25 protein-coding genes and 2 tRNA genes are annotated in these 26,720 nt (G+C 52.1%); 9 read left to right on the top strand and 18 right to left on the bottom strand.

Annotated elements, in window-relative coordinates:
- Positions 1-212: 212 nt before the first annotated feature.
- The 3 genes from HMF8227_RS13885 to HMF8227_RS15095 form a co-directional block, all read right to left on the bottom strand.
- Positions 213-2,099 carry an alkaline phosphatase D family protein gene (locus HMF8227_RS13885; RefSeq protein WP_109340750.1) on the bottom strand — a complete coding sequence of 629 codons (1,887 nt, stop codon included), beginning with the start codon at positions 2,097-2,099 and terminating at the stop codon, positions 213-215.
- Positions 2,100-2,222, bottom strand: a complete 123-nt coding sequence (locus HMF8227_RS15280) for a hypothetical protein (protein WP_275425508.1) — start codon at positions 2,220-2,222, stop codon at positions 2,100-2,102.
- A gap of 110 nt (positions 2,223-2,332) precedes the next feature.
- Positions 2,333-2,545 carry a hypothetical protein gene (locus tag HMF8227_RS15095; RefSeq protein ID WP_162558615.1) on the bottom strand — a complete coding sequence of 71 codons (213 nt, stop codon included), beginning with the start codon at positions 2,543-2,545 and terminating at the stop codon, positions 2,333-2,335.
- A 387-nt stretch (positions 2,546-2,932) separates the two neighbouring features.
- On the opposite strand from HMF8227_RS15095, the gene HMF8227_RS13880 reads away from it, so the two are divergent.
- Positions 2,933-5,071 (top strand): methyl-accepting chemotaxis protein, encoded by a 2,139-nt coding sequence (locus HMF8227_RS13880; RefSeq protein ID WP_109341122.1) that lies wholly within the window; start codon positions 2,933-2,935, stop codon positions 5,069-5,071.
- 112 nt (positions 5,072-5,183) lie between these two features.
- On the opposite strand, the gene ilvN is transcribed toward HMF8227_RS13880, so the two are convergent.
- The 10 genes from ilvN to orn form a co-directional block, all read right to left on the bottom strand.
- Positions 5,184-5,684 (bottom strand): acetolactate synthase small subunit, encoded by a 501-nt coding sequence (gene ilvN, locus HMF8227_RS13875; protein ID WP_109340749.1) that lies wholly within the window; start codon positions 5,682-5,684, stop codon positions 5,184-5,186.
- On the bottom strand, positions 5,684-7,402 hold the full coding sequence (locus tag HMF8227_RS13870) for an acetolactate synthase 3 large subunit (RefSeq protein ID WP_109340748.1): 1,719 nt from the start codon (positions 7,400-7,402) through the stop codon (positions 5,684-5,686). The genes ilvN and HMF8227_RS13870 overlap by 1 nt, the downstream gene beginning before the upstream one ends.
- A gap of 207 nt (positions 7,403-7,609) precedes the next feature.
- Positions 7,610-7,978, bottom strand: coding sequence for a MaoP family protein (locus HMF8227_RS13865; protein ID WP_109340747.1), 369 nt, complete (start codon positions 7,976-7,978; stop codon positions 7,610-7,612).
- 145 nt (positions 7,979-8,123) lie between these two features.
- Complete coding sequence (nhaD, locus tag HMF8227_RS13860; RefSeq protein ID WP_109340746.1) at positions 8,124-9,377, bottom strand: sodium:proton antiporter NhaD; 1,254 nt, start codon at positions 9,375-9,377, stop codon at positions 8,124-8,126.
- A 106-nt stretch (positions 9,378-9,483) separates the two neighbouring features.
- Positions 9,484-9,975, bottom strand: coding sequence for a DUF4442 domain-containing protein (locus HMF8227_RS13855; RefSeq protein WP_109340745.1), 492 nt, complete (start codon positions 9,973-9,975; stop codon positions 9,484-9,486).
- 48 nt (positions 9,976-10,023) lie between these two features.
- Complete coding sequence (locus HMF8227_RS13850) at positions 10,024-11,592, bottom strand: tetratricopeptide repeat-containing sulfotransferase family protein (protein ID WP_109340744.1); 1,569 nt, start codon at positions 11,590-11,592, stop codon at positions 10,024-10,026.
- 60 nt (positions 11,593-11,652) lie between these two features.
- Positions 11,653-14,124, bottom strand: a complete 2,472-nt coding sequence (locus HMF8227_RS13845; RefSeq protein WP_109340743.1) for a TonB-dependent receptor — start codon at positions 14,122-14,124, stop codon at positions 11,653-11,655.
- A 786-nt stretch (positions 14,125-14,910) separates the two neighbouring features.
- Positions 14,911-14,986, bottom strand: a tRNA-Gly gene (locus HMF8227_RS13840).
- A 237-nt stretch (positions 14,987-15,223) separates the two neighbouring features.
- Positions 15,224-15,299 (bottom strand) — tRNA-Gly (locus HMF8227_RS13835).
- A gap of 263 nt (positions 15,300-15,562) precedes the next feature.
- Positions 15,563-16,108, bottom strand: a complete 546-nt coding sequence (gene orn, locus HMF8227_RS13830) for an oligoribonuclease (RefSeq protein ID WP_109340742.1) — start codon at positions 16,106-16,108, stop codon at positions 15,563-15,565.
- Positions 16,109-16,214: 106 nt separating this feature from the next.
- Between orn and rsgA the strand changes: the two genes are divergently transcribed.
- The 4 genes from rsgA (at position 16,215) to HMF8227_RS13810 (ending at position 19,859) form a co-directional block, all read left to right on the top strand.
- Positions 16,215-17,249 carry a small ribosomal subunit biogenesis GTPase RsgA gene (rsgA, locus tag HMF8227_RS13825; protein ID WP_109340741.1) on the top strand — a complete coding sequence of 345 codons (1,035 nt, stop codon included), beginning with the start codon at positions 16,215-16,217 and terminating at the stop codon, positions 17,247-17,249.
- A gap of 115 nt (positions 17,250-17,364) precedes the next feature.
- On the top strand, positions 17,365-18,231 hold the full coding sequence (gene asd / locus HMF8227_RS13820) for an archaetidylserine decarboxylase (RefSeq protein WP_109340740.1): 867 nt from the start codon (positions 17,365-17,367) through the stop codon (positions 18,229-18,231).
- On the top strand, positions 18,228-19,100 hold the full coding sequence (locus HMF8227_RS13815; RefSeq protein WP_109340739.1) for a DMT family transporter: 873 nt from the start codon (positions 18,228-18,230) through the stop codon (positions 19,098-19,100). The genes asd and HMF8227_RS13815 overlap by 4 nt, the downstream gene beginning before the upstream one ends.
- Positions 19,101-19,859, top strand: coding sequence for a glycerophosphodiester phosphodiesterase (locus HMF8227_RS13810; RefSeq protein WP_109340738.1), 759 nt, complete (start codon positions 19,101-19,103; stop codon positions 19,857-19,859).
- On the opposite strand, the gene HMF8227_RS13805 is transcribed toward HMF8227_RS13810, so the two are convergent.
- From HMF8227_RS13805 to gpmM, 3 genes are read right to left on the bottom strand one after another with little or no spacing between them, the layout of a single operon-like run.
- Positions 19,841-20,611, bottom strand: coding sequence for a divergent polysaccharide deacetylase family protein (locus HMF8227_RS13805; protein WP_109340737.1), 771 nt, complete (start codon positions 20,609-20,611; stop codon positions 19,841-19,843). The genes HMF8227_RS13810 and HMF8227_RS13805 overlap by 19 nt on opposite strands.
- Positions 20,612-20,664: 53 nt before the next feature.
- The gene (locus HMF8227_RS13800) at positions 20,665-21,810 is read right to left on the bottom strand and encodes a murein hydrolase activator EnvC family protein (RefSeq protein WP_109340736.1); all 1,146 of its coding nucleotides are present in this window, start codon (positions 21,808-21,810) and stop codon (positions 20,665-20,667) included.
- 1 nt (position 21,811) lies between these two features.
- A complete protein-coding gene (gpmM, locus tag HMF8227_RS13795) occupies positions 21,812-23,341 on the bottom strand; it encodes a 2,3-bisphosphoglycerate-independent phosphoglycerate mutase (protein WP_109340735.1) in 1,530 nt (509 codons plus the stop codon).
- 219 nt (positions 23,342-23,560) lie between these two features.
- Here gpmM and HMF8227_RS13790 point away from each other — a divergent pair, with 219 nt between their 5' ends.
- From HMF8227_RS13790 to gpsA, 4 genes are read left to right on the top strand one after another with little or no spacing between them, the layout of a single operon-like run.
- Positions 23,561-23,986: a rhodanese-like domain-containing protein gene (locus HMF8227_RS13790; protein ID WP_109340734.1), complete on the top strand. Its 426-nt coding sequence runs from the start codon at positions 23,561-23,563 to the stop codon at positions 23,984-23,986.
- 19 nt (positions 23,987-24,005) lie between these two features.
- Entirely contained in the window at positions 24,006-24,263 is a 258-nt protein-coding gene (gene grxC, locus HMF8227_RS13785; protein WP_109340733.1) for a glutaredoxin 3, read from the top strand.
- 25 nt (positions 24,264-24,288) lie between these two features.
- On the top strand, positions 24,289-24,810 hold the full coding sequence (gene secB, locus HMF8227_RS13780) for a protein-export chaperone SecB (RefSeq protein WP_109340732.1): 522 nt from the start codon (positions 24,289-24,291) through the stop codon (positions 24,808-24,810).
- Positions 24,810-25,814, top strand: coding sequence for an NAD(P)H-dependent glycerol-3-phosphate dehydrogenase (gene gpsA / locus HMF8227_RS13775; protein WP_109340731.1), 1,005 nt, complete (start codon positions 24,810-24,812; stop codon positions 25,812-25,814). The genes secB and gpsA overlap by 1 nt, the downstream gene beginning before the upstream one ends.
- Positions 25,815-25,830: 16 nt before the next feature.
- Here the strand turns inward: gpsA and HMF8227_RS13770 are convergent, their stop codons facing one another.
- Together HMF8227_RS13770 and HMF8227_RS13765 are read right to left on the bottom strand one after the other, a co-directional pair.
- Entirely contained in the window at positions 25,831-26,241 is a 411-nt protein-coding gene (locus HMF8227_RS13770) for a hypothetical protein (protein WP_109340730.1), read from the bottom strand.
- 136 nt (positions 26,242-26,377) lie between these two features.
- Positions 26,378-26,719 (bottom strand): gamma-glutamylcyclotransferase family protein, encoded by a 342-nt coding sequence (locus HMF8227_RS13765; RefSeq protein WP_109340729.1) that lies wholly within the window; start codon positions 26,717-26,719, stop codon positions 26,378-26,380.
- Position 26,720: the final 1 nt, after the last annotated feature.

Raw genomic sequence — 26,720 nt, 5'->3', positions numbered from 1 at the left:
AGTGTTATTTCGTTCGAACTTACGTTAGAAAAATAAACGCAATTACGGCCAGATCAACCTCAAAGATCATCAATATGGTCTCGAAAAGCAACCAAAGTCGCTTTTTACGATTGTAAGGGTGTAAATGTATTGATAAGGGCGATTCGGTCAGGCCGCACAAAACACACGGATGGTGAGTGGGCAGTAAAATGGCGAAAATATCGCCGGCGAGGTTACTTAAATTCCACTACTTCACCGTCTGAGGTATGCACCCTGACCTGGGTCTCTTCAATGTTTTGGGCCAGTTCTACCTCGCCTATGGCAGCATGATTGAACAGCACTTCGGGGCCGCCGTTGGGGGTGCGTCGCTTAATCTTCATGCGCCGACGTTTGGTAAAGACATTGAGGGGAGAGCGGCTTCCGTACAGCCAGCGATTGATGCGGTCAAACCAGCGCAACAGCCTGTCGGGGAACGCATTTTTAATACCGCTTGCGGTGATTTGCAGAATCTGCGGACTGTTCTGACGAAAGCGCAGCGTTACATCGTAGGCAAAGGAGTAATGCACATCGCCGGACAGAATGATAAAGCGTGGCGGTGTTTTCTGATGGCGGAAGATGTTCAGGATCACATTGGCGGCGCCGGGGTGGGCCATCCAGTTTTCCGCATCCACCACCAGGGGCTTGCCGAAGAAGGTAAAAACACGCTGTATGGTTTCGATCAGCTTAACGCCGAACACCGGGGCTGGGGAGACCATAATCACCGACTCCTGGCCGATCAGCTCTTGCTGCAATTCGCTCAGAGTCTCCCAGTCCATTAGTCCCGAAGGCTTGCCGGGGCTACTTTCGGAACGCCAGCGATGGGTGCGGGTATCCAACACGACCAGCTTAGGGGAGGTATTGAGGTGGTAATGCCAGTGCTTCCAGTTCAATACCGCATCGATCAGATTATCGTGTTCTTCAATACCGCTGTCGGTGAAGCAGGGTAATACTTGCTCGGCGAGGTGCTGGTAGTTGTCTGGCTGATTGCCCCAGCCCTGACAAAGCCAGTATCCGACTAATGCGTTTCCGATGATGCGCCTCGAAAACGGATTGCCATAGGCGGCTTCTTCCCAGCCTCGGGTGAGATTCCAGTCGTCGGTCACATCGTGATCGTCGAAGATCATGTACACGGGAATATGGGCCATAGCTCGGCGGGCGTGTTTAACACCATCGGCAAAGTCATCGATGGTGGCGCACTCGCGCTCGTAGCGCGCCTTGTAAGAATCCCCGATCCAGGCCTCGCCGATGTCCAAATCTACCCACTGCCAGGGAGTATCGGACCAGGCCAACAGATACATGGCGATTACCTCGCTCAAAGCCACTAAATGGTTATGGGCGCCGGCCGACGTGAAAATGGGCTTGCGAGCCCCTTCAAAGAAGGACTCCATCAGCGCCTGGTTGGCTTTGTCGTCCGGCAACAGGCCTTCCCGCCCATAGTAACAATCGGTCAGCTGACGCAATTCGGCCAGTGTCTGGCAGTCCGCACCCTGCCAGTTTTCATCAAACAAGCCGAGCTTATCGATAACCTGGTGCACGGCCACCAACATGGGGCCCGCTACGTCGTCCACGTAGACCTGATCGCCGCTAAACAATAATAAGTCAGGCCGCTGCTCCGCTTTAGTGAGAGTCCGATGCAGTTTGTTATCCACCGTTATCATGGCGTCGCTTTGATAATGATGGGGCTTACGACAGGAGCCGTGAAGTAAACGCGATAGCTTACCGTCTTTGGGAAGCTGAAAAACCGGTCTTGGCTGGCCAGGATACAACAGACCTGGTGCCAGTTCGGTGAGGCCTTGGCGTCCTTCGTCGGTATCCAGCTGGAGCTCGTAACTTAGTAGGGTATTGCCGGGCAGCGGCTCGCTGGCCTGGACCCGGAGCAGGTGGATAAAACAGTGTTGACCGACTTGCACCGAGTTGAGTTCGGCCGTTTCCAAAGGCTGCTCAAGAAGGCAGTGGCCATTGTTATCGAAGGTTTGAAAAGCTCCCCGTGCAGGGGAGCTGGTAACAAACCACAAGGTGAGTTGCTGCTGATGACAATGTCGCAGAACGGGGCCGGCCAGTAACGGGGGGAAGCCGGCCATTCACTGCCACCCACTGACAAAACAGCAGGTGGCCATCGTGCGGTGTTTATCCGGGCCACCACCCGGCACCGTACCATCCACGCGTTGTCGCTCTTGTTGCAAATTTCCGGCTCTGGCGGTCATAACAGGCTCCTTTTTGCTCTGCATGACTAACATACCCTGTGCGGGGCGCTAAACAAACCCCATATGTATTGCAAAAATCAACAGGCAGAGAAGTTGCCTGGCTCCTCTGCTTAGGCCAGGCGTGTCAATACGCCTTCTAACGTGGCGGCGCGAAGTTCAGCGTCGCATCCCAGATCTGTGCCCAATGGCGAGCGGGTTGCCGGAGAGCTTCCCTGAGATGAGAATCGGGCGACGCCGTGCTTATCACGACGATGAGTAAGGTCGCCCTGCGACATCATTGCCAACGATACCAGTACTTGGTTACACCAGATTGTCAGTTTCATGGTTACCTCCCATGTCTGCGACGGCCTAATGCCGACATGCCGATATTAGGACAGGCTCACCGGAAGTGTTGTTATAAAAATGTGTATATAATTTAACCTCTGTGTAAGCCGAGGCGGCGTTAGTGTCTGTTTGGCTCAAAAAGGGCTGGATGTGGGCAGCCGAAGTAAGGAGTAGAAATATAAATTCCATTTTTTATCTCTTATTGGTATAAAAATAAGAGCCGGGTAACCGATAGAAATGACGGACCCAGAGCGTTTTAACCTTCTATTAACCCATATTGCTGCACTCTCGCGGTAAAATTTCGGCTAATCAAGCATCTGGAGTCTGGTTTTTAGCTTATAGTTAGGACAGATATTCTTTGAATCGTGTCAATGTGGGAAGCCGCCATGCCAGTTCGTGAACGCAGCCTTGCTGTAAAGTTACTCTTTGTCGTGGGCGGCCTTCTGGCCGCCGTCAGCATTATTTTCCTGGGTTACACCTACTGGTCACTCAACTCCACCGAACAGCGCATAAAGAACGGGGTCACTGACACCGTCGAATCTCAAGTCATCGAAAAGCTGAATGCTCAGGCTAAAGCCAGTGGCGAAGGCATCGCCACCATGCTGGAGTCCAAGCTCCAATACCCTTTGGCCGTAGCGTCCCAATTGGCAAAAACGATTGAGCGTGACGATGCACAGTCCCTGTCTCGTGATCAGGTGCATGATTTGGTGATCGATACGCTCGCTGCCAGTGGCACATCCTCGATGTATGCACAACTGGAAGCCAATCAGTTTCACGATAATGATAGTGATTACCTGAACGAGCCGAAGCATTCTGTTCCCGGCCATGGCTCGATGGAAATCTATATCGTGCGTAACCCAGACGGCAGCATTGTTTCTGAGGGCGTGGAAGATGCGCAGGAAAAATTCGATACCACCCGGGATGAGTTTGGGTTTCGTGCGGCGGAGTGGTTCTTGTGCCCGAAAGAGAAGGCTGCCCCCTGTGTCTCCAACCCTTATAACTATGAGATACGTGAAGGCTATGAGGAACTGATGACATCACTGACGGTGCCGGTCATCGCCGAGGGGCGCTTCAGGGGTGTCGTTGGTGTGGATGTAAACCTGCCTATTTTGCAGCAAAATGCCAAGGCATTAGCCGACTCACTGTATCAGGGTAAGTCTCAGGTTTATGTGGTGAGTCAGGATGGCTTCCTGGCGGCGGCGAGTGATCCTGATGCAGTATTAGCAAGGCCTCTGTCGGAGGCGATGCCAGAATCGCTGGCTAACAATCTGCTAAGTGACACGGCACAAACCAGCCGGGCGTTACGTGATCAGGAGTACCTGTACGTCAGTCAACCAATAAGCCTGCCCAGCGCGAAGACTCAGTGGTATATGCTTATCGGCGTCGATTATGACGTGGCCATGTCCTCGGTGAATTCGGTCTCAGACGCCATCGAGTCCGAGGTTGCAGAGCTGGTGGGCGGATTGTTAGTCATCACCCTAATTCTGGTGGTGGTAAGTCTGTTATTAGTGAGCGTCTTTACACGCTCTATTGTCAGTCCACTGAGTATGGTGGCGAACAAAATGCGTGAACTGGCAGGCCAGGGCGGCGACCTGACCCAGACGCTGAATGTCGAGACTCATGCCGAACTCATTTCATTGGCGGAAAGCTTTAATCAGTTTCAGAGCAAAGTGTGTGAGCTATTGAATCAGGCAAAGTCCTCCAGCCGCAGCGCGTCAGAAGGCGCTAAAGAGATGGCCCATTATTCAGAACAAACGGATACCCAGATTCAAAGCCAGCAGCAGGAAATCGACAGTGTCGTAACGGCTATCACCGAAATGTCGGAAACGGCGCGAGGAGTGGCACAGCATGCGGCCGAGGCGGCCGACAGTGCGACTATAGCCAATGACTCGGTCAAATCCACAGAGCACGATCTCTCCCAGTCGGTAGACAATGTTCGGCAATTATCGGAAGACATGTCCAGTGCCTCTCAGGCCGTCTCCAAGGTATCCGAGCAGAGTGACAATATTCGCAAGATCTTAGATGTGATTGACGCTATTGCCGATCAGACCAACTTGCTGGCGCTGAATGCGGCGATTGAGGCAGCGAGGGCGGGGGAACATGGTAGAGGCTTTAGTGTGGTCGCCGATGAGGTCAGGGCTTTGGCATCGAAAACGGCCGAGTCCGTCGGTGAAATTAGCTCGGTGATCGACGGCTTGCAGTCCGAGGTGCGCTCGACGGTCGGTATTATAGAACAAGGCAATAATCGCGCCCAACAAGCGGCCGATTTATCTAAAGGGTCCTATGAAAAAATGCGTGATGTGGTCAGTGAGATTTCCCAGATCAACGAACGTATCCTGCAGATGGCCACTGCCGCAGAAGAGCAAAGTCAGGTCAGCGAGGAGCTGAACAAGAATATGGTGGCCATCGGCGATGTCACTAAAGAGGTGGCTGATTTGGCCAGCCAGTCTCGCGTCAGCGCGGAAGCTATTCAGCAAAGCGTGACTGATCTGGTGACTCAGTTAGACAAGTTGCGCACAGCCTAGCCCAGGGAATCTGGGCTCCCATCTTTCAACACAGAGACCTGTAACAGAGAAACAAAACCGATAAAAAAGGATACCCGAAGGTATCCTTTTTTGCTCTGTGTGCGCTCTTGACTTAGTTGGTGCGCATGGCCTTATCACCTCTGGCTAAACCACAGACGCCGGTGCGTGACAGCTCCAGAATTTCTGCGGTTTGCGACATGGTGCTGACAAAGGCATCCAGTTTATCGCTGGTGCCGGTCATCTCAAGGGTATAACACTTAGGTGTCACATCCAGCACCTTACCACGGAAGATATCGATGGAGCGTTTAACTTCTGCCCTCACCGCCTCGCTGCGGGTCCCAACCTTGATTAGCATCAACTCGCGTTCCACGTGCTGACCTTCGGTGAGGTCCTGTACCTTGAGCACATCAATCAGTTTGTTCACCTGCTTTAGGATCTGCTCGATAATGCGGTCATCGCCCTGGGTAGTGATGGTCAGCCGCGACAGGCTGGAGTCATCGATCGGTGCTACACACAGGGAGTCCACGTTATACCCGCGCTGGGAGAACAGGCCCATGATGCGAGACAAAGAGCCGGGTTCGTTTTCCATCAACACTGAAATAATACGTCTCATCAGGTGCGCTCCGTTTTACTTAATCTCATATCGTCCATCGCGCCATGCTTGATCTGCATGGGGTACACGTGTTCATTCTGGTCCACGGCAATGTCCATAAATACTAAGCGTTCTTTTTCGGCAAAGCAGCGAGCCATGGCCTCTTCCAATTCCTCCGGTTTATTGACCTTAATGCCGACATGGCCATAAGCCTCAGTAAGCTTCACAAAATCCGGCAGCGACTCCATATAAGAGTGAGAGTAACGGCCTTTATAAATCATATCCTGCCACTGGCGGACCATACCCAGGGCACGGTTATTCAGTGAGATGATCTTCACCGGCAAGCCGTATTGCAGGCAGGTAGACAGCTCCTGAATGTTCATCTGAATGCTGCCGTCACCGGTGACGCAGGCGACCACGGCGTCAGGATGAGCCACCTGCACGCCCATGGCGGCAGGCAAGCCAAAGCCCATGGTGCCCAGGCCACCGGAGTTGATCCAACGGCGAGGCTTATCGAATGGGTAATACAACGCTGCAAACATCTGATGCTGACCCACGTCGGAGGTCACGTAGGCATCGCCATTGGTGTGGCGATAGAGCGACTCAATTACCTGTTGGGGCTTTATTTGCTGCTCGTCCTTTGCGAAGTCGAGACACTTCTGGCCCCGCCACTGTTCTATCTGTTGCCACCAGTCGGCCATCTGCTCCTGGCGTTCGTTGTCGTCGATCTCATGCATCTGCTCAAAAAACTGAGTCAGCACGGTTTTGACCGAGCCCACGACAGGAATATGGGCGTTAATGGTTTTGGAAATGGACGCCGGATCGATATCCACATGAATAATATCCGCATGAGGACAAAACTTCGCCACATTGTTAGTTACGCGATCATCAAAACGTGCCCCCAGGGCCAGGATGCAATCGGCATTGTGCATGGTCTTATTGGCTTCCAGCGTCCCATGCATCCCCAGCATACCCACAAACTGCTTATGGGTGCCCGGGAAAGAGCCCAGACCCATCAGGGTATTGGTGACCGGGATATGCAGTTTCTCCGCTAACTCAGTCAATAAAGAACTGGCCTCGGCGGCAATGGCACCGCCGCCGGCGTAAATAACCGGCCGCTTGGCGTTTAGCAATACCTTTAGCGCCTTTTTAACCTGGCCAATATGGCCTTTGATGGTGGGGTTGTAGGAGCGCATCTTCACTGTATCTGGGAAGTGGTAAGGGTGCGACTCCTGAATATTGACAATGTCTTTAGGCAGATCTACCACGACCGGGCCAGGACGGCCTGAGTTGGCAATATAATAAGCCTTGGCGATGGCATCGGGGATATCCACGGCGCGTTTGACCAGAAAACTGTGCTTTACGATAGGACGTGAGCAGCCCACCATGTCGGTTTCCTGGAAGGCGTCTTCGCCAATATGCGTTGATGGAACCTGACCGGACAATACGACCATAGGGATAGAGTCCATATAGGCGGTGGCGATACCGGTAATGGTATTGGTGGCGCCTGGACCTGAAGTGACCAGCACGGTGCCGGTCTGCCCGGTCGCCCGGGCATAGCCATCTGCCATATGTGCGGCGGACTGCTCGTGGCGGACCAGAATATGTTGGACATCATCTTGCGCATAAAGCGCATCGTAAATATCCAGAACGGCCCCGCCCGGATAACCAAAAACATGTTTTACGCCAACATCTTTAAGCGCCCTGACCACCATGGCGGCGCCTGACATCTTCTCCACCGCTATCTCCTGTAATTACTGCTGATTAGTTGAATTCGACCGGGTTTTATCACCCAGAGCCCGACTATACGTGAGCCAGCGCAGAGGTTAAACAGGAAAACGCATAAAAATGAGATAAATATCCCCATATAAGGATATTTTAGGATGATTCTTTCGTTGCGTCTTGGGCTGACCCGCCTGTAACAGGATGGTCAGCCTTTTTAGACGTCAGCTGATATCCAGCTCCAACGGTTCATCATCATCGATAATGTCACTACCATCTGAATCGGTACGGGTCTTGGAGCCGTAGATACTGCCATAGCGAGGCCGGTGGATACGTTGTTGGTACTTAAACCATACTTTCTCTACCGGTGTGCAGGGGGCCTGTTCGCCCCGGGCGACGGCAAGCAGTTGCTGGTCTTCTTCGGTTTCTGCGGTCACCTGACCGGTTAACAGCGCGGAGATCAGGCAACCGTAGTCGCTCAGGAGTTGGCTTTCCTTGATAGAAAAGTCGCCAGAGCGAGAGAAGCCATAAGGGTAATAGGTTGGATCGGCGTATTTGCGTTGCAGCATTTGGTCTTTCGTGATTGTAGCCATAGTGGGCATCCCCAAAAAAAGTGAACATCAGGAATGGCTGGCTTGGCTGGCCTGTAAACAGGCCGGTTGCGCCCTTTCGCCACCGACTATTTAGGTCCGATCGGGCACAGTGTCAACAAAATTATGGTACTTAGACGAAAAAAATTTAAGAGGTGGCAATAACCAGAGAGGTCAGGACATAAACAAGACCATAGCCGATGCTGTAGCACATAAGCAGCGCCAGACTGAATTTGGCATAACGGGCAAAGGTGAGAGCGCGAATCTTACTCATGGTCACAATGCCCGCTGCCGAGCCGATCACCAGCAGAGACCCCCCAACACCTACCGCGTAGGTAAGCATCAGCCAATCGGCCTGGCTCATGGTGATATTGGCTTTAAGTAATGCGGCGGTGAGCGGCACGTTATCCACCAGTGACGATAAGATGCCGAACAGGAAATTCGCTGCATTCACAGGTAACACCTGGTAGAGATAGAGCAGCGAGTCCAGTGCACTTATTTCTTTTAACATACCCACCAGTAGCAATATGCCTAAGAAGAACAGAAGGGTGTCGAACTCAATATAACGAATGTAGTCGAGTATCGGGTTTTGGTCGTCGTTCTCACCGTTAAAGTGGGCCACCAAAAACATCACCGATAAGCCGCAGAGAAAGGTCAGTACCGGCGGCAGGTGATACAGAATATTGCCCAGCATGGTCATTAATATGGTGAACAGAAAGATCGCCGCGATCTGCACATCTACCCGGCGAACCTTGATCTTGTTACGGTTAAAGGTCACCTTGCCGTTTAAACCGATGGATAACAGTGCGGCCAAAGCAATAACGGATATCAGTGAAGGCAGTGATAGCCACAACAAGTCGGGAATAGCGGTCTTGCCAGCCAGAAAAATCATCAAAGTGGTGACATCGCCGGTAATCAGCGCGACCCCCCCGGAGTTCACGGCAAACACGACCATGACGGCGTAACGAAGTAATTTGTTCACTGGCAAGTTAAGTGGAATCAGCATGGCTACCGACACCAGAGTGGCGGTGATGTTGTCGGCCAGCGAGGAAAAGATAAAGCTGAACCCACCGGTCATAAACATTAACTGACGCTCGCTGAGGTGGCTGGGCAGCAGTACGTTCATCATGCCTTCGATCAGGCGCTTTTTATTGAGGTAGGCGACGAAGGTCATGGCCGCCACGAGAAACAGCCACAGGTTGGCGATTTCGGCGATATTCTCATGCAGGCTTTGCTCGACAGTGGCAGTGTCGGGGGCGTGATAAATAAACAGTAATATCCAGCTCAGGGTGCCGAAAAACAAGGTAATTTTGGCCTTGCTGATATGAGTAACCTCTTCCAGCATTACGCCCAGCAGAGCCACAATCGCCAGCCCGATTAAGACAACCTCTAACCCGCCCATAGTTCCTCCTGTGTGTGCGGCGGCTATTGTAGCGGGTTTTAGCGGTAGCCTGTATCAGAAGATGGTCTAATTTAGAGCAAATTAGGTCTTTGTTTAAAGTTAGTGCTTACTTCTTTTTAGGGATCCAGGCCCAGAGCATCTCACATTCTACCGGCTGGTTGCCGGCTTCATCAGTGACCGTAACTGCCACGGTAATTTCTCCTTTGTCCTGGTTTTCCATCTGCTGTACCTGTTCATCGGTAAGCCAGGCTTTGGCAGTCAGATCGCCCTCGGCGCGTTTCACATAGTTGATGTTCATGCGCTTCATCAGCGGGAGCTTATCGCCCGGCAGGTTAATGCCCACAATAAACCCGGTGGCCGATTCTGCGAGCAATGACATGGCTGCCGCATGCACGCCACCGATATGATTTTGTACCTTACGGCGGTTGGTAATGGCGAAGGTAACACTTTGACCGTCGGTATCCAGAATATCCAGTCCGGCCGTGCCAGCGAATTTGACCTTCATACGGAACATGCGGGTCAGGTACATCCGCCGCAGCCAATCGGGGTGTCCGGCGATGCTATCGACAAATTTGCGTAATGGATTCTTTTTCATGATGTTATTTCGTGGTTGGACCAGTTGTACTGTGCCAGAGCGACGACCTCATCACAAGTCATAAGCAATACCTTGCTCGGTGAAGAAACGCTCCAGGGGCTCGGTATGCGGCTGATAACGTTTCCAGCGACCAATGGATTTAGTATTTATCGGCTCGCGCACCTGTACCTTGCTGGCGGTGGAGACCGGTGCGGTATTTTGCTCCACATTCAGGCAAGCGTCCTGCCAGGGAAGGTCGCAAAATTCGATAATGTCACGGATATGGGGTTCGGGGTCGCGCGCCAGTGCCTCGTAATTGACCAGCCGGAAGTTATTGTGGCCTTGCTGCTCGAAGTGGTGCACCCACCGATAGAACTGAGCGTAGAGTTGGCCTGTGTTCATCAAATCTAGTGAATAGTGGTAATAGGGGCTGTTAAGTGAAAAGAGCTGCCGGAAGTTACCGATACAGGTATCCATAGGGTCTCGTATCAGGCAGAGAACCTTTGCGTTAGGCAGTGCCCGTAGAATCAAATCGAGGTAGAAAAAGTTGAAAGGTAGCTTATCAATAAATCTTGAAGAGCCCGCCGTTACTGAACGCGTTCTATCCAGGTAGCGTTGCCCAATGGCTTTGGGGTCACATTGATAAGCTGCTTGCAGGGTTTGTGCGTCAAGTACATGATTCGAGGGGGTTGTTGTCAGCTCCTTTATCGCCATACCAAAATCCTGGAGTTCGCCAGCTGACATAACTTGAGAATGGCTGCAGAGAATCCTGTCCACGAGAGTGGTTCCCGAACGAGGCATTCCCAATACAAAAATAGGCTCATCGGATTCGCAGCCACTGGGTATCTGAGGTGCTGACATAAGCTCATAACAGCACTCAAACAATGCTTTTTGTGACTGAGCGGAATCTCCGGTTTGGGCTAATTTTTGGCTCTTGGCAGATTGAAGGACTTTAAAGGCATCGTCGTAACGACCGCATGCTTCATACTCTTTCGCCAGACCATGGGCTAACTGTAATCTGGCATTCGGATCGCTGACACCAGACCAGAGAGCCTCCATGCGTGGGATGTGATTGTGATGGTTATCAACATCGCCAAGGTCTGCGAGTGCATAATGGGCCTGAACATAATCCGGCTTGAGATTGATCGCTTTTTCAAAGCCTTGACGTGCGGCCTCAAAATCGCCCAGGAATTTGGCCGACACGGCGTAATTGTAGTGGTAGCTGGCGTTTTCTGGGGCTTTGCTAATTGCATTTTCAAAGTAGGTCAGTGCTCTGTTGTGCAGACCTATTTTGCTCAGAGCCACACCAAACGTATCGGCGGTTAGCGCTGAATCCGCGGTTGTCGGAGCGTTGGCATCACAGACCTTTCGGGCCGCGACCAGGTCTCCATTGATGGCAAATGCTTTGGCCAGATGGGCTTGATATTCCACTTTAGGATCGCGTTTTACCGCCTCAATCATCAACGCAATGGACTTTTTTATCTGCCCCAACTCATAGTTAATCACACCCATGAGAAAGTGTGCGTCCGCATGCCCGGGATCATGTTGAATGATATCCCGACATACAGCGTGGGCCTGCTTAAGACGTCCCTGGTTGATAAAATCTAGTGCTGCTTTGTGAAGTTGCTCAATATTCGTCATAGGTTCACCCGAAAAAAAAGGCGCCAACAGGAGGCGCCTTTTGGATACCCCAGGGGATGCTTACATTTCGAAATTATACTTGAAACGTACACCCATTGTGCGTGGCGTGATCAGGTAGTGACCATAGTTACGCTGCAAAGAGGTTCCGTTGGTATTCATCTCAGGGAATCGAGCCAAACCAATATCACCTCTGTCCCGGCGAGTCGCAGAGAAGGCATACTTATCGAACATATTATCGATATAGAAGGTTACGGCCCAGTCCACATCAGAAATCTTCGCAGACAGGTTGCTCAATGCGTAGCCCGGCAAGCGCTCACCATCGGCACGTTGACCAACCTTAGTGATGACATCGCTTTGGTAGGTCAAGCCATAGTTGACGTCGAGCAGGAGATCATCGAACACTTCGGTGGTGTAGGTGGCACCGAAAGAGAACTGGGTCTCAGGGGAGCCAGGCAGGCGGTCACCGTCTTTACCGTCGTAGAAGTCCTGAATGGCAGAACCTGGGTCGCCAACGATATCAAACAGGAAAGGCGCGTCTTCTGTTAGTTCCGCCTTCGTGTAGGCGTAAGTTGCATAGGCTGTCAGGCTATCTGACAAAACGGCACGAGTTGAAATCTCAACCCCTTTCGAGTTTGCGCCGCCAGCATTAGCGGTAATAGGCTGTTGACCATTAACCGTCGCGCCACCTACCTGAGCATCTTCCCAATCGACATTGAATAGCGCTGCATTAAAGTGGAACTTATTACGCATCCAGGACGACTTAAACCCTAACTCATAGTTAGTCGTGGTGTCCGCTACGTAATTCACCTCGTTAGGCAGGGCACAGACAATCTGGTTGGGCAGTTGGTCAACATTGTCAGGACAAGCCGCAACACCGTTTGAACCACCGATACGGAAGCCTTCGCTGACCGTTAGGTAACCCATCACATCATCACTGAATTTATAGTTGGTATTGAACTTGAGCAAATTCCCGTCATCTTCAGCGGTGTTGACTTCGTAATCCAGTACGAGTGAATCCGGAGCCCGACCTGTGAAAACCGTATAGAAAAGTGGGAGGTCGACAGCGGAACGGTCATAGACTTCATATTCGTAAAAACGGGTACCAACAGTAAACTCCAGTTGGTCGGTCGCTTGCCACGTTAATTCACCAAATAGGGCTTTTTCAGTGACTTCGGTTTGGCCAACGCTGTAGTATTCCAGAGAGTCAGGCCGTAAATTACCGCCTACGCCCCACACATTGATGGCATACTCGTCAAAGCCAGGCGTAAATTCACTGCTGGAAGTGTCCGACTCATCTTTGTTGTAGTAGCCGCCAACGATCCATGACCAGTTAGAGTCAATCTGGGATACTAAGCGTACTTCCTGTGTGAATATATCCTGATCACCGTCTTCACGAGTGAAGGCAGTAAACGCAGGGAACTCTTCGTAGCTATAATCGAGGCGAATCAACAAGTCGGTTTGGTCTCGTTGTCCTAAACGCTCCCACTTGGAGTAACCTGTTGCAGAAACGAGCTCGGCCCAGCCCAGATCGGCTGTGACCTCCAGACTGTACAGGTCATCAGTACGTTCAAAGGGTTCTTCGACGCGATACGCGGACTCATACTCACCAATAACATCACTCAGTGGGTTTGAGTCGGCCAGTGACTGGGCATGAACAATTGAGCGGCCTTCCGCTTCTTGATCCTGACGGAAGTAATTTAACGTCGCATCCAACCAGTCGGTTGGCTTCCAGCGCAATGCAACACGGGTGGTCAGTGTTTCCTCACCATTTGCATCGGCAACTTGTTTGAGATTCTGGTTAACCGCTGATTGATCAGACCAGTCTGGATCCGGTAACGATGTTCCCGGTTCTCTGACAACGTAGTTATAGTCAATGAAGCCTGAGTCGTTCAGATAGTTCAGTGACACTCGAAGAGCCAGTTCGTCCTGGATTAAGGGCGTATTAAACACGAAACCACCCTCGCCACTCATGTCATCACTCTCACTAATAGAGTAGACATCGCCGAAGACTTCACCGGTAGTAAAGTCTAACTCAGGTGCCTTGGGCAGATAGCGAATGGCGCCGCCCAAAGTGCCCGCACCATACAAAGTGCCTTGAGGACCGATGAGTACTTCCACTCGCTCAACGTCAACCAGCTTCATGTTGACATACAGAGGGATTTCACCCACGTAAGTGGCAACCGTACCGCCGTCGCTGCCTGGGCCAGAATCATTGGTGTTTAAGCCCCGAACAATAAGAGCGGCATCGCTTCTTGCACCTTGCTCAGGGACCGACAAACCAGGCACCCAGCGTGAGATATCAGACACATCACTAATATTTTGTTGTTGAATTACATCGTCGTTCAACGCTGTGATATTCAGAGGTACGTCCTGGACAGTGCCGCTACGACGCGTTGCGGTGACCTGAATTTTCTCAATCGATTTCTCTACGGCTTGCCCTTGTTGCTCCTGTGCTGCAGCACCGTAGGAAGACAGGACCGAGGCGATAGCCATAGAAACCATGGTTGGTTTCAATAGTGTGTTTTTGCTCATTATGTTGCCCTTAGTTGCAAATGTTGCTTTTGTTTAAATGGACTCTTCTTGCTGTGTCACTAAGCCGTGTTATCCGGCTTACTCTGTCGGTGTTTGGTCGATTTGGCGTTGCTCGGGGCAAGCCAGCCTTTATTATTCCTTTATATCGTGTTCGCGCCATGAAAGCCCGTTGTAGGTGACCCTCAGCACGATTCATTGACACCAGCTTTAAATATAAACACATCTCCCTCAAGCCCACAACGGCCTTTTTTTATCGTTTTTGAATTTTAATGCAGTATTGACGGTTTAGTATTCAAGCCGCTGTAGTTGTGGGGTATGGGTTATGTCGGTGAACTGGTGAGTTGGGATTTTTCTTTGATTTCCAACAACAATTCAGGGAATAGTTATTCAGTCGTTAAAAAATTAACTTTTTATTAAAAGCGTTGACTGTTTTACAGAGCCGTTAGGTATTTGAAGTAGGCCAGTAGTGGGTAACGGGTTAATAACTTAGACAAATTCAGGCTGAGCCCAGGGATAAAAACAGGAAGTCTTTTGTCAACCAAGTGTAATCTCGTTTTCCCAAGAAGGAGGCTCCAAAGGGAACAGGGGTTTACATTAAGAGAAAGAATGGAATTAAGAAATTGGAGCGGGACAAATGCGCAGGAGCATGCATTTGAACAGCCGTAGGCTGGCCCGAAGGGCAAAAAAAGGACGTTTTTTGTCAACCAAGTGTAATCTCGTTTTCCCAAGAAGGAGGCTCCAAAGGGAGCGGGGTTTACATTAAGAGAAAGAATGGAGTTAAGAAATTGGAGCGGGAAACGAGATTCGAACTCGCGACCCCAACCTTGGCAAGGTTGTGCTCTACCAGCTGAGCTATTCCCGCGTATCTGATTATTGCTTAGCTCTTTGCCCGACTGTGGGGCTGAGCTATTACAAAGTGCGTCCTGCACTTTGCCCTTCGGGCCGTCGTCGCTGGGCTCCGACGTTCAAAATGGTTCCAGACCATTTTGTCCCGCGTATCTGATTGTTGTTTAGCTCTTTGCCTGATTCTAGGTCTGAGCTATTACAAAGTACATTCTGTACTCTGACGGTTAGCGCACGATAACGTTAACCGAAAATTTGGAGCGGGAAACGAGATTCGAACTCGCGACCCCAACCTTGGCAAGGTTGTGCTCTACCAGCTGAGCTATTCCCGCATATCTGGTTGTTATTTAGCTCTTTGCCTGACTGTGAGGCTGAGCTATTACAAAGCACGTCCTGTACCTTGCCCTGTGGGCCGTCGTCGCGTGGCTCCGACGTTCAAAATGGTTCCAGACCATTTTGTCCCGCAAATTGTGTTTATCACACTGCTTGGCGACCCAAGCGGAGGCGCATTTTACAAAATTCCGGCAAGGACGCAAGCCTATTTTTGTTTAAATGGTGCGCCTGGCGCTTTTTTGGCCAGAAACCGTTGTTAGCGTTAAATCGAAAATACATGTTCTCGATAGTAAGCCATCTCGGCGATGGACTCGCGAATATCATCCAGCGCCAGGTGCACGCCCTTTTTCTTAAAGCCGTCCAACACCTCGGGTTTCCAGCGCTTTACCAGTTCTTTGACGGTGCTGACATCCACATTACGATAATGAAAGTAGGCCTCCAGCTCTGGCATATGGCCTACCATAAAGCGTCGGTCCTGACCGATAGAGTTGCCACAAAGTGGCGCCTTGCCTTCTGGTACCCATTGCTTTAGAAATTCCAGGGTGGCCTGTGCCGCCTGTTGCTCGCTAATCTGGCTGTCTCGGCAACGTTGTGTCAGACCTGTCTCGCCATGCACCTTCACGCACCATTCGTTCATGTTGTCCAGCACATCATCGGGCTGATGTATCGCCAGCACGGGGCCCTCGGCAAGGATGTTTAGCTGCGCGTCAGTAATGATGGTGGCGATCTCCAGCACTTTGTCGGTGTCAGGATCCAGGCCGGTCATTTCCATGTCGACCCAAACCAGATTGTTGGCGTTTTGTGTCATAGCGATCATCCTGTCTGAATAGGTGTGCTGCGCGATAGGCGTGTTCATCGGCGCACAGGCAAGGTAAACTGTAGCTTTAGCTTACTATAAATCACAACGGAGCGACGTGGCAAAACGCAATAAACTGACCCAGCGGCAAAAACGGCGGGTGTCTAAGAATCAGCAAAAGCGTTTGCAACAAGAAGCAATCGTCGACGATGCCAATCTGGGTGAGGCCCAGCAGGGGCTGGTGATCGGTCGGTTTGGCCAGCATGCCGACATTGAGGATGCACAGGGTCACATCCAACGTTGCCATATTCGCCGCAACATTGACTCAGTGGTGTGTGGTGATCGGGTGCGCTTTCGACCCGGTCTGGAACAGCACGACCGTGTTAGCGGGGTGTTGGAGGCGGTAGCAGAACGAGACTCTCTGCTAACCCGCCCGGACTATTACGATGGTGTAAAGCCGATTGCCGCGAACATCGACCAGATTATCATCGTCAGTGCCATCTTGCCCTCGCTGTCTCTGAATATTATCGACCGTTATCTGGTGGCCTCCGAGGACGTGGCGATTCCGCCTGTGATTCTGCTCAACAAAGTGGACATGCTCGATGACGCCGAGCGTCAGCAAGTCGAGCGGCAACTGGCTCTCTACCGTGAGATTGGCTATCCGGTCCTCATGGTCAGCAGTAAAACCGGCGAGGGTATGGAGAGTCTGTCCGAGCAGCTTAAGGGCCATATTAGCGTGTTTGTGGGGCAGTCAGGGGTGGGAAAATCCAGTTTGATCAATACATTAATGCCTGAGGTGGACGAAGACGTCGGCGATGTCTCAGATAACTCGGGGCTGGGGCAGCACACTACGACTGCGGCCAAGCTATTGCATTTCCCGCAAGGAGGGGACTTGATCGACTCGCCCGGTGTACGAGAGTTTGCGCTCTGGCACCTGCCAGCGGAACGCATTACCTCTGGTTTTGTGGAGTTCCGTGATTATCTGGGCGGCTGTAAGTTCCGCGACTGCAAACATGGCGACGACCCGGGCTGCCTAATCCGTCAGGCGGTAGAGGAAGGCAAGATCAGCCCGGCACGCTATCAGAGCTACCATAAGATTCTATCCAGCATGGAAGAAAGTCGTCCCAGCCGTTCAAAGGCTCCGGGGCGTTGAGTCGCAGCGTTTACCTGCTTAGTCCAGAATGGGATAATGCCCATCAATTTACTATTTCCATCGCAGAGCGCCGATAACCTAGACTCTGCGCCAACAGGATTCAGGAACCAAACACGTGCTACCCATTAAAGTTGCGCTGCAATATATCTACCCCAAACATCTTATCTCTCGCCTCGTGGGTAAGTTGGCCGCCGCCGAGCTGGGGCCGATCACCACGGCCTTTATTCGTTTGTTTATCCGACATTTCGATGTGGATATGAGCGAGGCTCAGGAAGCAGACCCCAAGGCTTATAAATCTTTTAACGCCTTCTTTACCCGGTTGCTGAAGGACGATGCGCGCGCCATCACTCAGGAGGTTAATGAGCTGGCCTGCCCGGTGGATGGCACCGTTAGCCAGAGTGGTGATATCGATGAAGGGCGAATCTTTCAGGCCAAAGGCCATGACTACTCTCTGGAAACCTTGCTAGGGAACGACAAAGCGTTAGCCGAATCTTTTCAGGATGGGGACTTCGCCACTATTTATCTGTCGCCCAAGGACTACCACCGCATTCATATGCCGCTGGATGGGGTCCTGACCGATATGATCTACGTGCCGGGGGAGCTGTTTTCGGTTAACCCCCTGACGACTGCCCATGTGCCGGGTCTGTTTGCCCGCAATGAACGAGTGGTCACCGTATTCGAGACGCCCAAGGGCAAGATGGCGTTGGTCTTAGTGGGCGCAACCATTGTCGCCAGCATCGAAACCATCTGGGCTGGAACCGTGACGCCTCCCACAGGCAAGCAGGTTCATCATTGGACTTATCCTAATGAGGGCCCTGAGCAGATAACCCTGAAAAAAGGAGAGGAGATGGGCCTGTTTAAGCTTGGTTCCACCGTGGTAGCGGTGTTTGAGAAGGATATGATAGAACTGGATGACAGCATGGACGCCGGCGAGATCACTCGTTTGGGGCAGGTCATGGGTAGGCTCAAGGAGCGCGATTGAATTCTGTTAAGCGCAGCCTGATTTCGCTGCATTTGGCGGTGGTGCTGCTTGGGGCCACGGCCTTGTTTTCCCGTCTCATCCCCCTGTCAGCACTGGATATTACACTGGGGCGTTCGGTGATCGCCTTTGTAGTGTTGGCGGCCATCGTGTTGCTCAGTGGCGGCAGCTTTCGTTTCCAGCGTCCTCGGGATATGGGGATTGGCTTACTGCTGGGCGTGCTTATGGCGGCACACTGGGTTACCTACTTTGCCGCCATGCAGTATTCGTCGGTGTCAGTAGGGATGATCGCCTTGTTTACCTTTCCGGTGCTGACGGTGCTTTTGGAGCCTTTCTTCGAGCGTCACCGTTTGGTCTGGCAGGATGTGGCCAGCGCACTGGTTGTTTTTAGCGGTATCTGGTTGATTGTGCCGGAAACCTCTTTAGGCAATGAGGTAACCCTGGGGATTATTGTTGGGGTTATTTCGGCTATCCTGTACTCGTTTCGCAATCTGATACACCGTAAGTATTTTTCGCACTATGGTGGTGCTCAGGCCATGGGGTATCAGACACTGGTGATCAGCCTCTGTTTAGTGGCATTCGGCTCCGACAGCCTCTATCAGGCAGAGGCATTCACCTACTGGCAGCTGTTGCTGTTGGGTACTGTCTGTACAGCGGCTCCTCATGCCATTATCGCCTATACTCTCACCCATTTACGAGCCAAAACCTTTTCTCTGGTGGCCTGTATGCAGCCCTTGTATGGTGTCTTGATGGCGATGCTGGTGCTTAATGAACAGCCGAACTGGCAAACGCTGTTGGGCGGCGCCCTGGTAATCAGTGCTGCTGTTTACGAAACCTTAAATGCGCAACGATTGCATTCGCGGGAGTCTTAAATGCTGATTATTGCTCATCGTGGTGCCAGCAAGCTGGCTCCGGAAAATACCCTAGCTGCCATTGAGCAGGCGGTAAGACTTGGGGTGGACGCCATTGAAGTGGATGTACACCATAGCGAGCATGAACTGGTGGTGATCCACGACCGTTGGTTACACCGAACCACCAATGGTCAGGGACGAATTCAGGATCATAGCTTCGTCAAGTTAAGGGAGCTGGACGCCGGTAGTGGTGAGAGAATCCCCACGCTCTGGGAAGTAATGACGGCCATCCATGGACGCTGCGACCTGAATATTGAATTGAAAGGCATCCAGGATGTTATCCCGGTATTGACTCTGGTGGATAAAGCGGTCGCGGAGCTGGATTTCCGACCTGAGCAGTTTCTGCTGTCCGCGTTTAATCATCACCTGTTATTCGAAACTAAACGCATCCGTCCGGAGATGCAGGTCGGGGCTCTGACCGCTTCCTGTCCGCTGGACTACGCCAACTTTGGTTCGGTACTGGGAGCTTATTCGGTGCATATTTGCATGGATGCGGTGACCCAGCCTTTTGTGGAAGATGCTCATAGCCGTGGTTTAGCGGTCTATGTATACACAGTGGATGAGCCGGAAGATATGCATATTCTTATCGACTGGGGTGTGGATGGTATCTTCACCAATCGGCCGGATACAGCGATGAATGTGGTCGCTAAGCACTCACACCCGGAGGGTGTGACTCCTGCTGTTATACAAGTGTCAGAAGATCACTCCTCGGCGAACTGAGCCGACCTGGCTATTTCTGGGCGGTAGTAGCGGCTGAGCAGCTCGCTGGCTGGCAAGAGTCGAATCCCGCGTGCCTGTAGCTCCTCCAGGTGTTCACTGAGAAACTCCAGGGTTACCGGATAGGGATGGGCAATGCCGATGGCACGTTGGTGTTTCTTGGCGATACGGATCAGGCGTTCAAACTGAAAGCGGATCTGGCGTTTATCCTGATAGTGATCCAGAAAAACATGTCGCCGGGCGCTGGCGAGACCGGTTTGCTGCGCGATGGTTTCGGCTCGGCTATAGCGGGTCGTTCGGCTGTCGATAAAAAACATCTGCTGCTGGCGCAAGAATTCCATGGTGGCGGTCATTGGCCGGGTCATCTGGGTCAGGCGGCTGCCCATGTGGTTGTTTAAGCCGACCGCATTAGGGACTGACGCCAAAGCGTGATTCAGGGTTTGTTGAATGGCCGGTGACGTTAACTCAGTGGTCAGGGCCCCGGGCCCCAATTTATTGCCTGCCAGAGCCTCCATGGGCATGTGTAGCATCACTTCTCTGCCCTGCTGCGCAGCGCGATGGGCAAATTCGGTTGAATAGGGCGTATGGGGCAGAATAGAAAAGGTCACCTCGGAAGGTAACTGAAAGGCGGCGGCATCGGTTTGGCGATAACCAATATCATCGATGATAAGGGCTACGTCGGCGCTGTTGGCACTGAGACTAAACAGCGCGATAAGCACTACTGCCCCTTGTTTTAAGGCGTTTATTATTGTCATTATTGCCCGTCTTGTTGTTGTTCGCGCTTCCCTGAAACAGCCCTGTTACGGTGTTATTTTAACCATTGTGATGGGTTCACCGGTTTGCCTTTATGCCGAATCTCGAAATACAGCCCGGGCCTCGACTGGCCGCCACTTTGACCGACCAGGGCGATACGCTCACCCGCGGCGACCACCTCACCCACATCTCTGAGCAGCGCCTGGTTGTAACCGTAGAGGCTCATATAACCATCTCCATGGTCCAATACAGTAACCAATCCAAAGCCTTTGAGCCAGTCCGAAAATAATACCTGACCATCGTGAATAGCACGCACCGCCATGCCGCTGTCGGCGTTGAAAATGGCGCCTTTCCAGCGAATCTGGCCTTGACGACGTTTGTAAAACAGGTTTCGCATATGGCCATCAGTAGGGGCGCGCAACTGACCCTTCAGGCTGCTCAGGCCATTGAGATCGCCGGGCTGTCGTTGTGCCCGGGCGGTCGCCCGCTCGATGGCTTGCACCAAGTTCTGCTCGCTGGCCTGTAGCTGTTCGAGTTTAGCGGCTTCGGTGTTGATACGTTTCTCGAGGGCCGCCAGGGTTTCCTGACGATCCTGCTGTTCCGATTGCATGAGCTGCCGCTGGCCAGATTGCACCTTGAGCAGCTGAGCCAGTTCGGTTTCATTGTTCACCAATTGAGTTTCTACCTGCTCCAATTCCCGAGCGGTATCCATAAACCGGTTAATCTGTTTCTTTCTGGCTTTATTGAAGTAGCCATAGTAAGTGAGCAGTCGCTCGAGCTTGGCGGCATTTTCCTGATTCAGCAACATCTTGGAAAAGTCGTGTTGGCCGGTCATATAGGCACTGCGGAACAAATCGCCCAAGGCGGTTTGCTGTTGGTCGATTTGTTGCTGTAATTGCGATTGTCGCTGACGCAGCTGCTCTTGCTGCTGGCGGTTCTGACTCAGTTGCTGACGGGTTTGATCCAGCTCCCTGGCCAGGCGACTGATTTCCAGTTCGGCCTTTTTGAGTGTCTGCTCCAGCTCTTCGGCGCTGGCGACCCTCAGGTTCAGTTGCTTCTGGCGTTGTTCGATCTGTTGCTGAATGGCCTTGAGCTTTTCTTCCGGGCTGTTCTGAGCCGTGGCATAGGACGTCAGCAGACACAAAAAGGCCGCCACTCCTGTCACGGAGAGACGGCGCTGCAATTTGTGAGGCCAGTGCATATTAGTCCAGTGTCACAATGGGCTTACCGGTCATTTCCTCTGGCTGTTCCATGCCCATAAGGTGGAGCATGGTGGGAGCCACGTCGCTTAGCGTACCGCCATTGCGGGTGCTGGCTTTTCTGCCTACGTAAATGAAGGGCACCAGTTCGCTGGTGTGGGCCGTATGAGGCTGACCGGTTTTGGGATCCTTCATCTGGTCGGCGTTGCCGTGATCGGCGGTGATCAAACATTCGCCACCTACTTTATCCAGGGCTTCCACTACCCGGCCGATACAGCTGTCTACTGCTTCGCAGGCCTTTACGGCGGCGTCGAAGTTGCCGCTGTGACCAACCATATCGCCATTCGGGTAGTTACAGATGATCACGTCGAAATCACCCGAGTCGATGGCTTCAACCAGTTTATCGGTAAGCTCGGTGGAACTCATCTCAGGTTGTAAGTCATAGGTGGCTACCTTGGGGGAGGGGATCAGCACCCGCTTTTCACCGTCAAACTCCTGCTCGCGGCCGCCGCTGTAGAAGAAGGTTACATGGGCATATTTTTCCGTTTCGGATATGCGCAGCTGGGTCTTGTCGTGCTTGGCCAACCACTCACCCATGACGTTGTTCAGTTCGGTGGGCGGGAAGGCACAAGGCGTGTCGATATCGGCGGCGTATTGGGTCAGCATGACCATGGCAGACAGCTCGGGACGATGCTGGCGGGTGAATCCATCGAAGTCATCGTCGACAAAACTGCGGGTGATTTCGCGGGCCCGGTCGGCGCGGAAATTCATAAAGATCAGGCTGTCGCCGTCTTCCATCTTCACCGGTTCCCCGATACAGGTGGCTTTGACGAATTCGTCGTTTTCATCCCGCTCATAAGCCGCTTCTAACCCTGCTACAGCGGATTCCGCGTTGTAGTCCGCCTGGCCTAAGGTCAGTAGATTGTAAGCCGATTCCACTCGCTCCCAGCGGTTGTCTCTGTCCATGGCATAATAGCGGCCTACCAGGCTGGCGGTTTTGCCGACCCCCAATTCTTTAAACAGGGCGTCAGCTTTTTCCAACGAGGCTTTGGCACTGCGTGGTGGCGTGTCGCGACCATCCAGGAAGGCGTGCAGATAGATGCGTTTGGCACCCTGGGCGGCGGCCATCTTGATCATGGCAAAGATGTGCTCTTCGTGGCTGTGCACACCGCCGGGCGACATCAGCCCCATAATGTGCACGGCCTTTTCTTTATTGACCGCTTCGGTCACGGCCTGGCTCAATGCCGGATTGTCGTTAAAGCTGCCGTCATCAATGGCCTTGGTAATGCGGGTGAATTCCTGGTACACCACCCGGCCGGCCCCCAGGTTTACGTGCCCCACCTCGGAGTTGCCCATCTGACCGTCGGGCAGGCCGACATCCATACCTGAACCAGAAATCAATGTGTTGGCGTAGCGTTGAGTCAGGCCATCCAGTACTGGGGTATTGGCATGGGCAATGGCATTATCCTGTTTCTCTTCACGGTGGCCCCAACCATCCAGAATTAATAAAACCAGGGGTTTCTTCTGACTCATTTAATCGACTCCAACTGCTTGCTATGACGGTATTCTACTGTGGAGCAAGGTAGCAATTCCAATGAATAAAACCAATCACCAATAGGGATAATTTAGAATCGATGCCACTGAATAGGATTGCAAAGCGTTATCTGGACGTCGCACCTCTGGTTTCTGCTGTGGGATTCTATATACTTTGCACTCTTTTATTTTGGGCAAGCAGTAATAAGGCAGTCGGCCATGCAACAACTCATCGAATTTGCCATGAACCACCCTATTCTTAGCGGTATCTGGGTGGTGTTGGTGCTTATGCTGGTGTACAGCTTTATCAGTGGCGCCTTGTCGCCGGTGAAAGAGTTGGGTACCAATGAATTGACCCAGAAGGTCAACAAGGAAGACGGTGTTATCGTCGACATCCGGTCTCAGGGAGACTTCAACAAGGGACATATTGTCGGCTCAGTGCACCTGCCTCAGGACAAGGCTCTCAAAGGCGAGTTAGGCGCTATTGAAAAGCACAAGAACAAGCCCATAGTTGTAGTCTGTGCCATGGGCATGAACGCCAAGCGCGTTGCCGCTCAACTGCTGAAAAATGGCTTTGAGCAGGTGTTTGTGCTTAAGGGTGGCTTTAACAGCTGGACCAGTGCTGGCCTGCCTGTAAAGAAATAATTGTAGTGAGAGGCCCGAAATGGCAAAAGTAGAAATTTATACCAAGGGTTATTGCCCTTTTTGTGTGCGCGCCAAACAGTTGCTGGACAGCAAGTCGGTGACCTACACCGAGTATAGCCTGGAGACTCAGCCCAAGTTGCGCAGCGAGATGATCGAGCGCACCGGCGGCCCCTCCACCGTGCCGCAAATTTTTATCGGCGATCACTACGTAGGTGGTTGCGACGAGTTAATGGCTGCTGAATCTCAGGGCCAGTTGGATCAATTGCTGGCTCGCTAGGCCAGCTTGTTTATTAGGAACTATTATGTCAGAAGAAAATCAAGCTAACGGCGCCGCTGCGCCAGAGCAGCAAAATACTCAGCAAGCTCAGCAATTCGCGGTACAGCGTATCTACGCGAAAGACATCTCATTTGAGAGCCCCAACTCGCCTGTCATCTTCCAGAAAGAATGGAAGCCGGAAGTGCAGTTGGATCTGGACACGCGCAGCAATAAGCTGGAAGAGAACCTGTTCGAAGTGGTGCTGTCGGTCACTGTCACCGCAAAAGTGGGCGAAGAGACGGCCTTCTTAGTGGAAGTTCAGCAAGCCGGTATCTTCACCATTGGTGGTGAACTTTCCGACCAACAAAAAGCGCATATGCTGGGCTCTTTCTGCCCTAACACTCTGTTCCCTTACGCACGTGAGTGTGTGTCGAACCTGGTCAACCGTGGTACCTTCCCGGCACTGAATCTGGCACCGGTAAACTTCGACGCCATCTTTGCGGCTTACATGCAGAAGCGCGCTCAGGAAGCGCAACAGGGCGAACAAAAACAAAATCTGGATGCCTGATGAGTAACTCAGGGACTTTGTCGGTTCTTGGCGCGGGCTCCTACGGTACGGCGCTGGCGCTATGTTTCGCTCGAAATGGCGTACAGACCCGCCTGTGGGGACGTGACCCGGCAAAAATCGAACAGATGGCCGCCGACGGTGAGAACCGACAGTACCTGCCTGGGGCAAAGTTCCCCGAGACCCTAATCCCAGATGCCGATTTGGAAGCCGTGGTTTCACATAGCCATAATATTATGGTGGTGGTGCCCAGTCATGGCTTCGCGGATATGCTTAAGCGCATTCAGCCTTTGTTGACCAATGCCCATCGTGTTGCCTGGGCAACGAAAGGACTGGAACCGGAAACCGGCTGTCTACTGCAGGATGTGGCTCGTCGGGTATTGGGCGAGGATATATCATTGGCGGTGCTATCTGGCCCTACCTTTGCCAAAGAAATGGCTCAGGGCCTGCCTACGGCCATTTCCTTGTCCTCCACTGACCAGCAGTTCATCGACGAGTTGGCGGAAATGCTGCACTGTGGCAAATCGTTCCGGGTTTATAAAAATAACGACTTTATTGGTATTCAACTCGGCGGCGCGGTTAAAAATGTGATTGCTATCGGTGCAGGTCTGGCCGACGGTATTGGTTTTGGTGCCAATGCCCGCACGGCCCTGATAACTCGAGGTTTGGTAGAGTTAAGTCGACTTGGAGAAGCCTTAGGTGCCGAACCCCAGACGTTTATGGGGATGGCGGGTTTGGGCGATCTGGTGTTGACCTGCACCGACAATCAGTCCCGTAACCGCCGATTTGGCTTAGCCTTGGGCGAGGGTAAGAGCGTCGAACAAGCCATCAAGGATATCGGTCAGGTGGTTGAAGGCTATCGCAATACGAAAGAAGTGCATGAACTGGCCAAACGCCATAATGTGGAAATGCCTATTACCGAAGAGATTTATCAGGTGCTATACAAAGGCAAAGAGCCAAAAGACGCGGCCCGGGCGTTGTTGGGCCGTGAGCAGAAGTTTGAGTAACACAGGCTTATCAGCATCAGCTAGATTGAGTGTTTGAGCAAGCCGATTCAAGCTGTTGACGGAGCCAGATTCTGGCTGATTCCCGGTTAGTGAAAAATGCAACGTTTTGCCGCTGGAGGGCTGGAGTATTATGAAGGATGATGGCCTTCTTCGCGGTATTGTCGATCACAAAGGCTTTAGCCACTATGGCTTGTTCGCTCATCCACTGATTGTATTTCTCTAGCTCCTGATAGGCTTCTGGTGTCCCGCCTTCGACGTCCAGATCATCCACTAATACTGCAAACTGACGACCTTTTAATTCGCCAACGGCGTCTTTAACCGCCTGGGCGTAGGCACTTATACCATCGCGATTAAAGCTTCCGATAAGTCGGGTAAGGATAAGGTCTTCTTCTGCCCTTACAGAAAAGTTGCCATGAATATTGGCCACGTTCGTTCTCCAGTAAGCTGTATTGCCCTAGTCTAGCTCGCTCAAGTGGGGGCCATCTTGCGCTGGCTCAACCTGTTGGTCGTCACAAGCAGCAGATGCCTAGCGTAAACAGCAAGAAGCTTACCCCTAAAAATAGTCACTGTGTAGCACAATAAATCCAAGCCGAGATTCCGGATTCCATCACGGCCAATACTCGCTGGTAGTCTTCCACTTCATAGTCATCGGACAAAGCCAGCTCCTCTTCAGTCAGTTCGAATACTGTACCTGCAACTCTGTCTTCCGGGATGCCGGTATGAGTTAGGATTGGATGTATGTTCTTGCCACTGGCCTTAATTACCCTCTGGTCGGTGATCTCAATGCTATCAATCTTGTAGCCTTGCAGCACATCGGGCTGACCGTGAAGCAATCGGTTAAAGGTAGCTTCCTGCACATCGCTTTGTTGCAGGGTTCCATAGGAGAAAACCAGGTGTCTGAGCATG

Source organism: Saliniradius amylolyticus (assembly GCF_003143555.1).
Classification (GTDB): Bacteria; Pseudomonadota; Gammaproteobacteria; order Enterobacterales; family Alteromonadaceae; genus Saliniradius; species Saliniradius amylolyticus.
The sequence above is the reverse complement of the archived record's forward strand: the minus strand, read 5'-3'. Positions and strand labels throughout refer to the sequence as shown.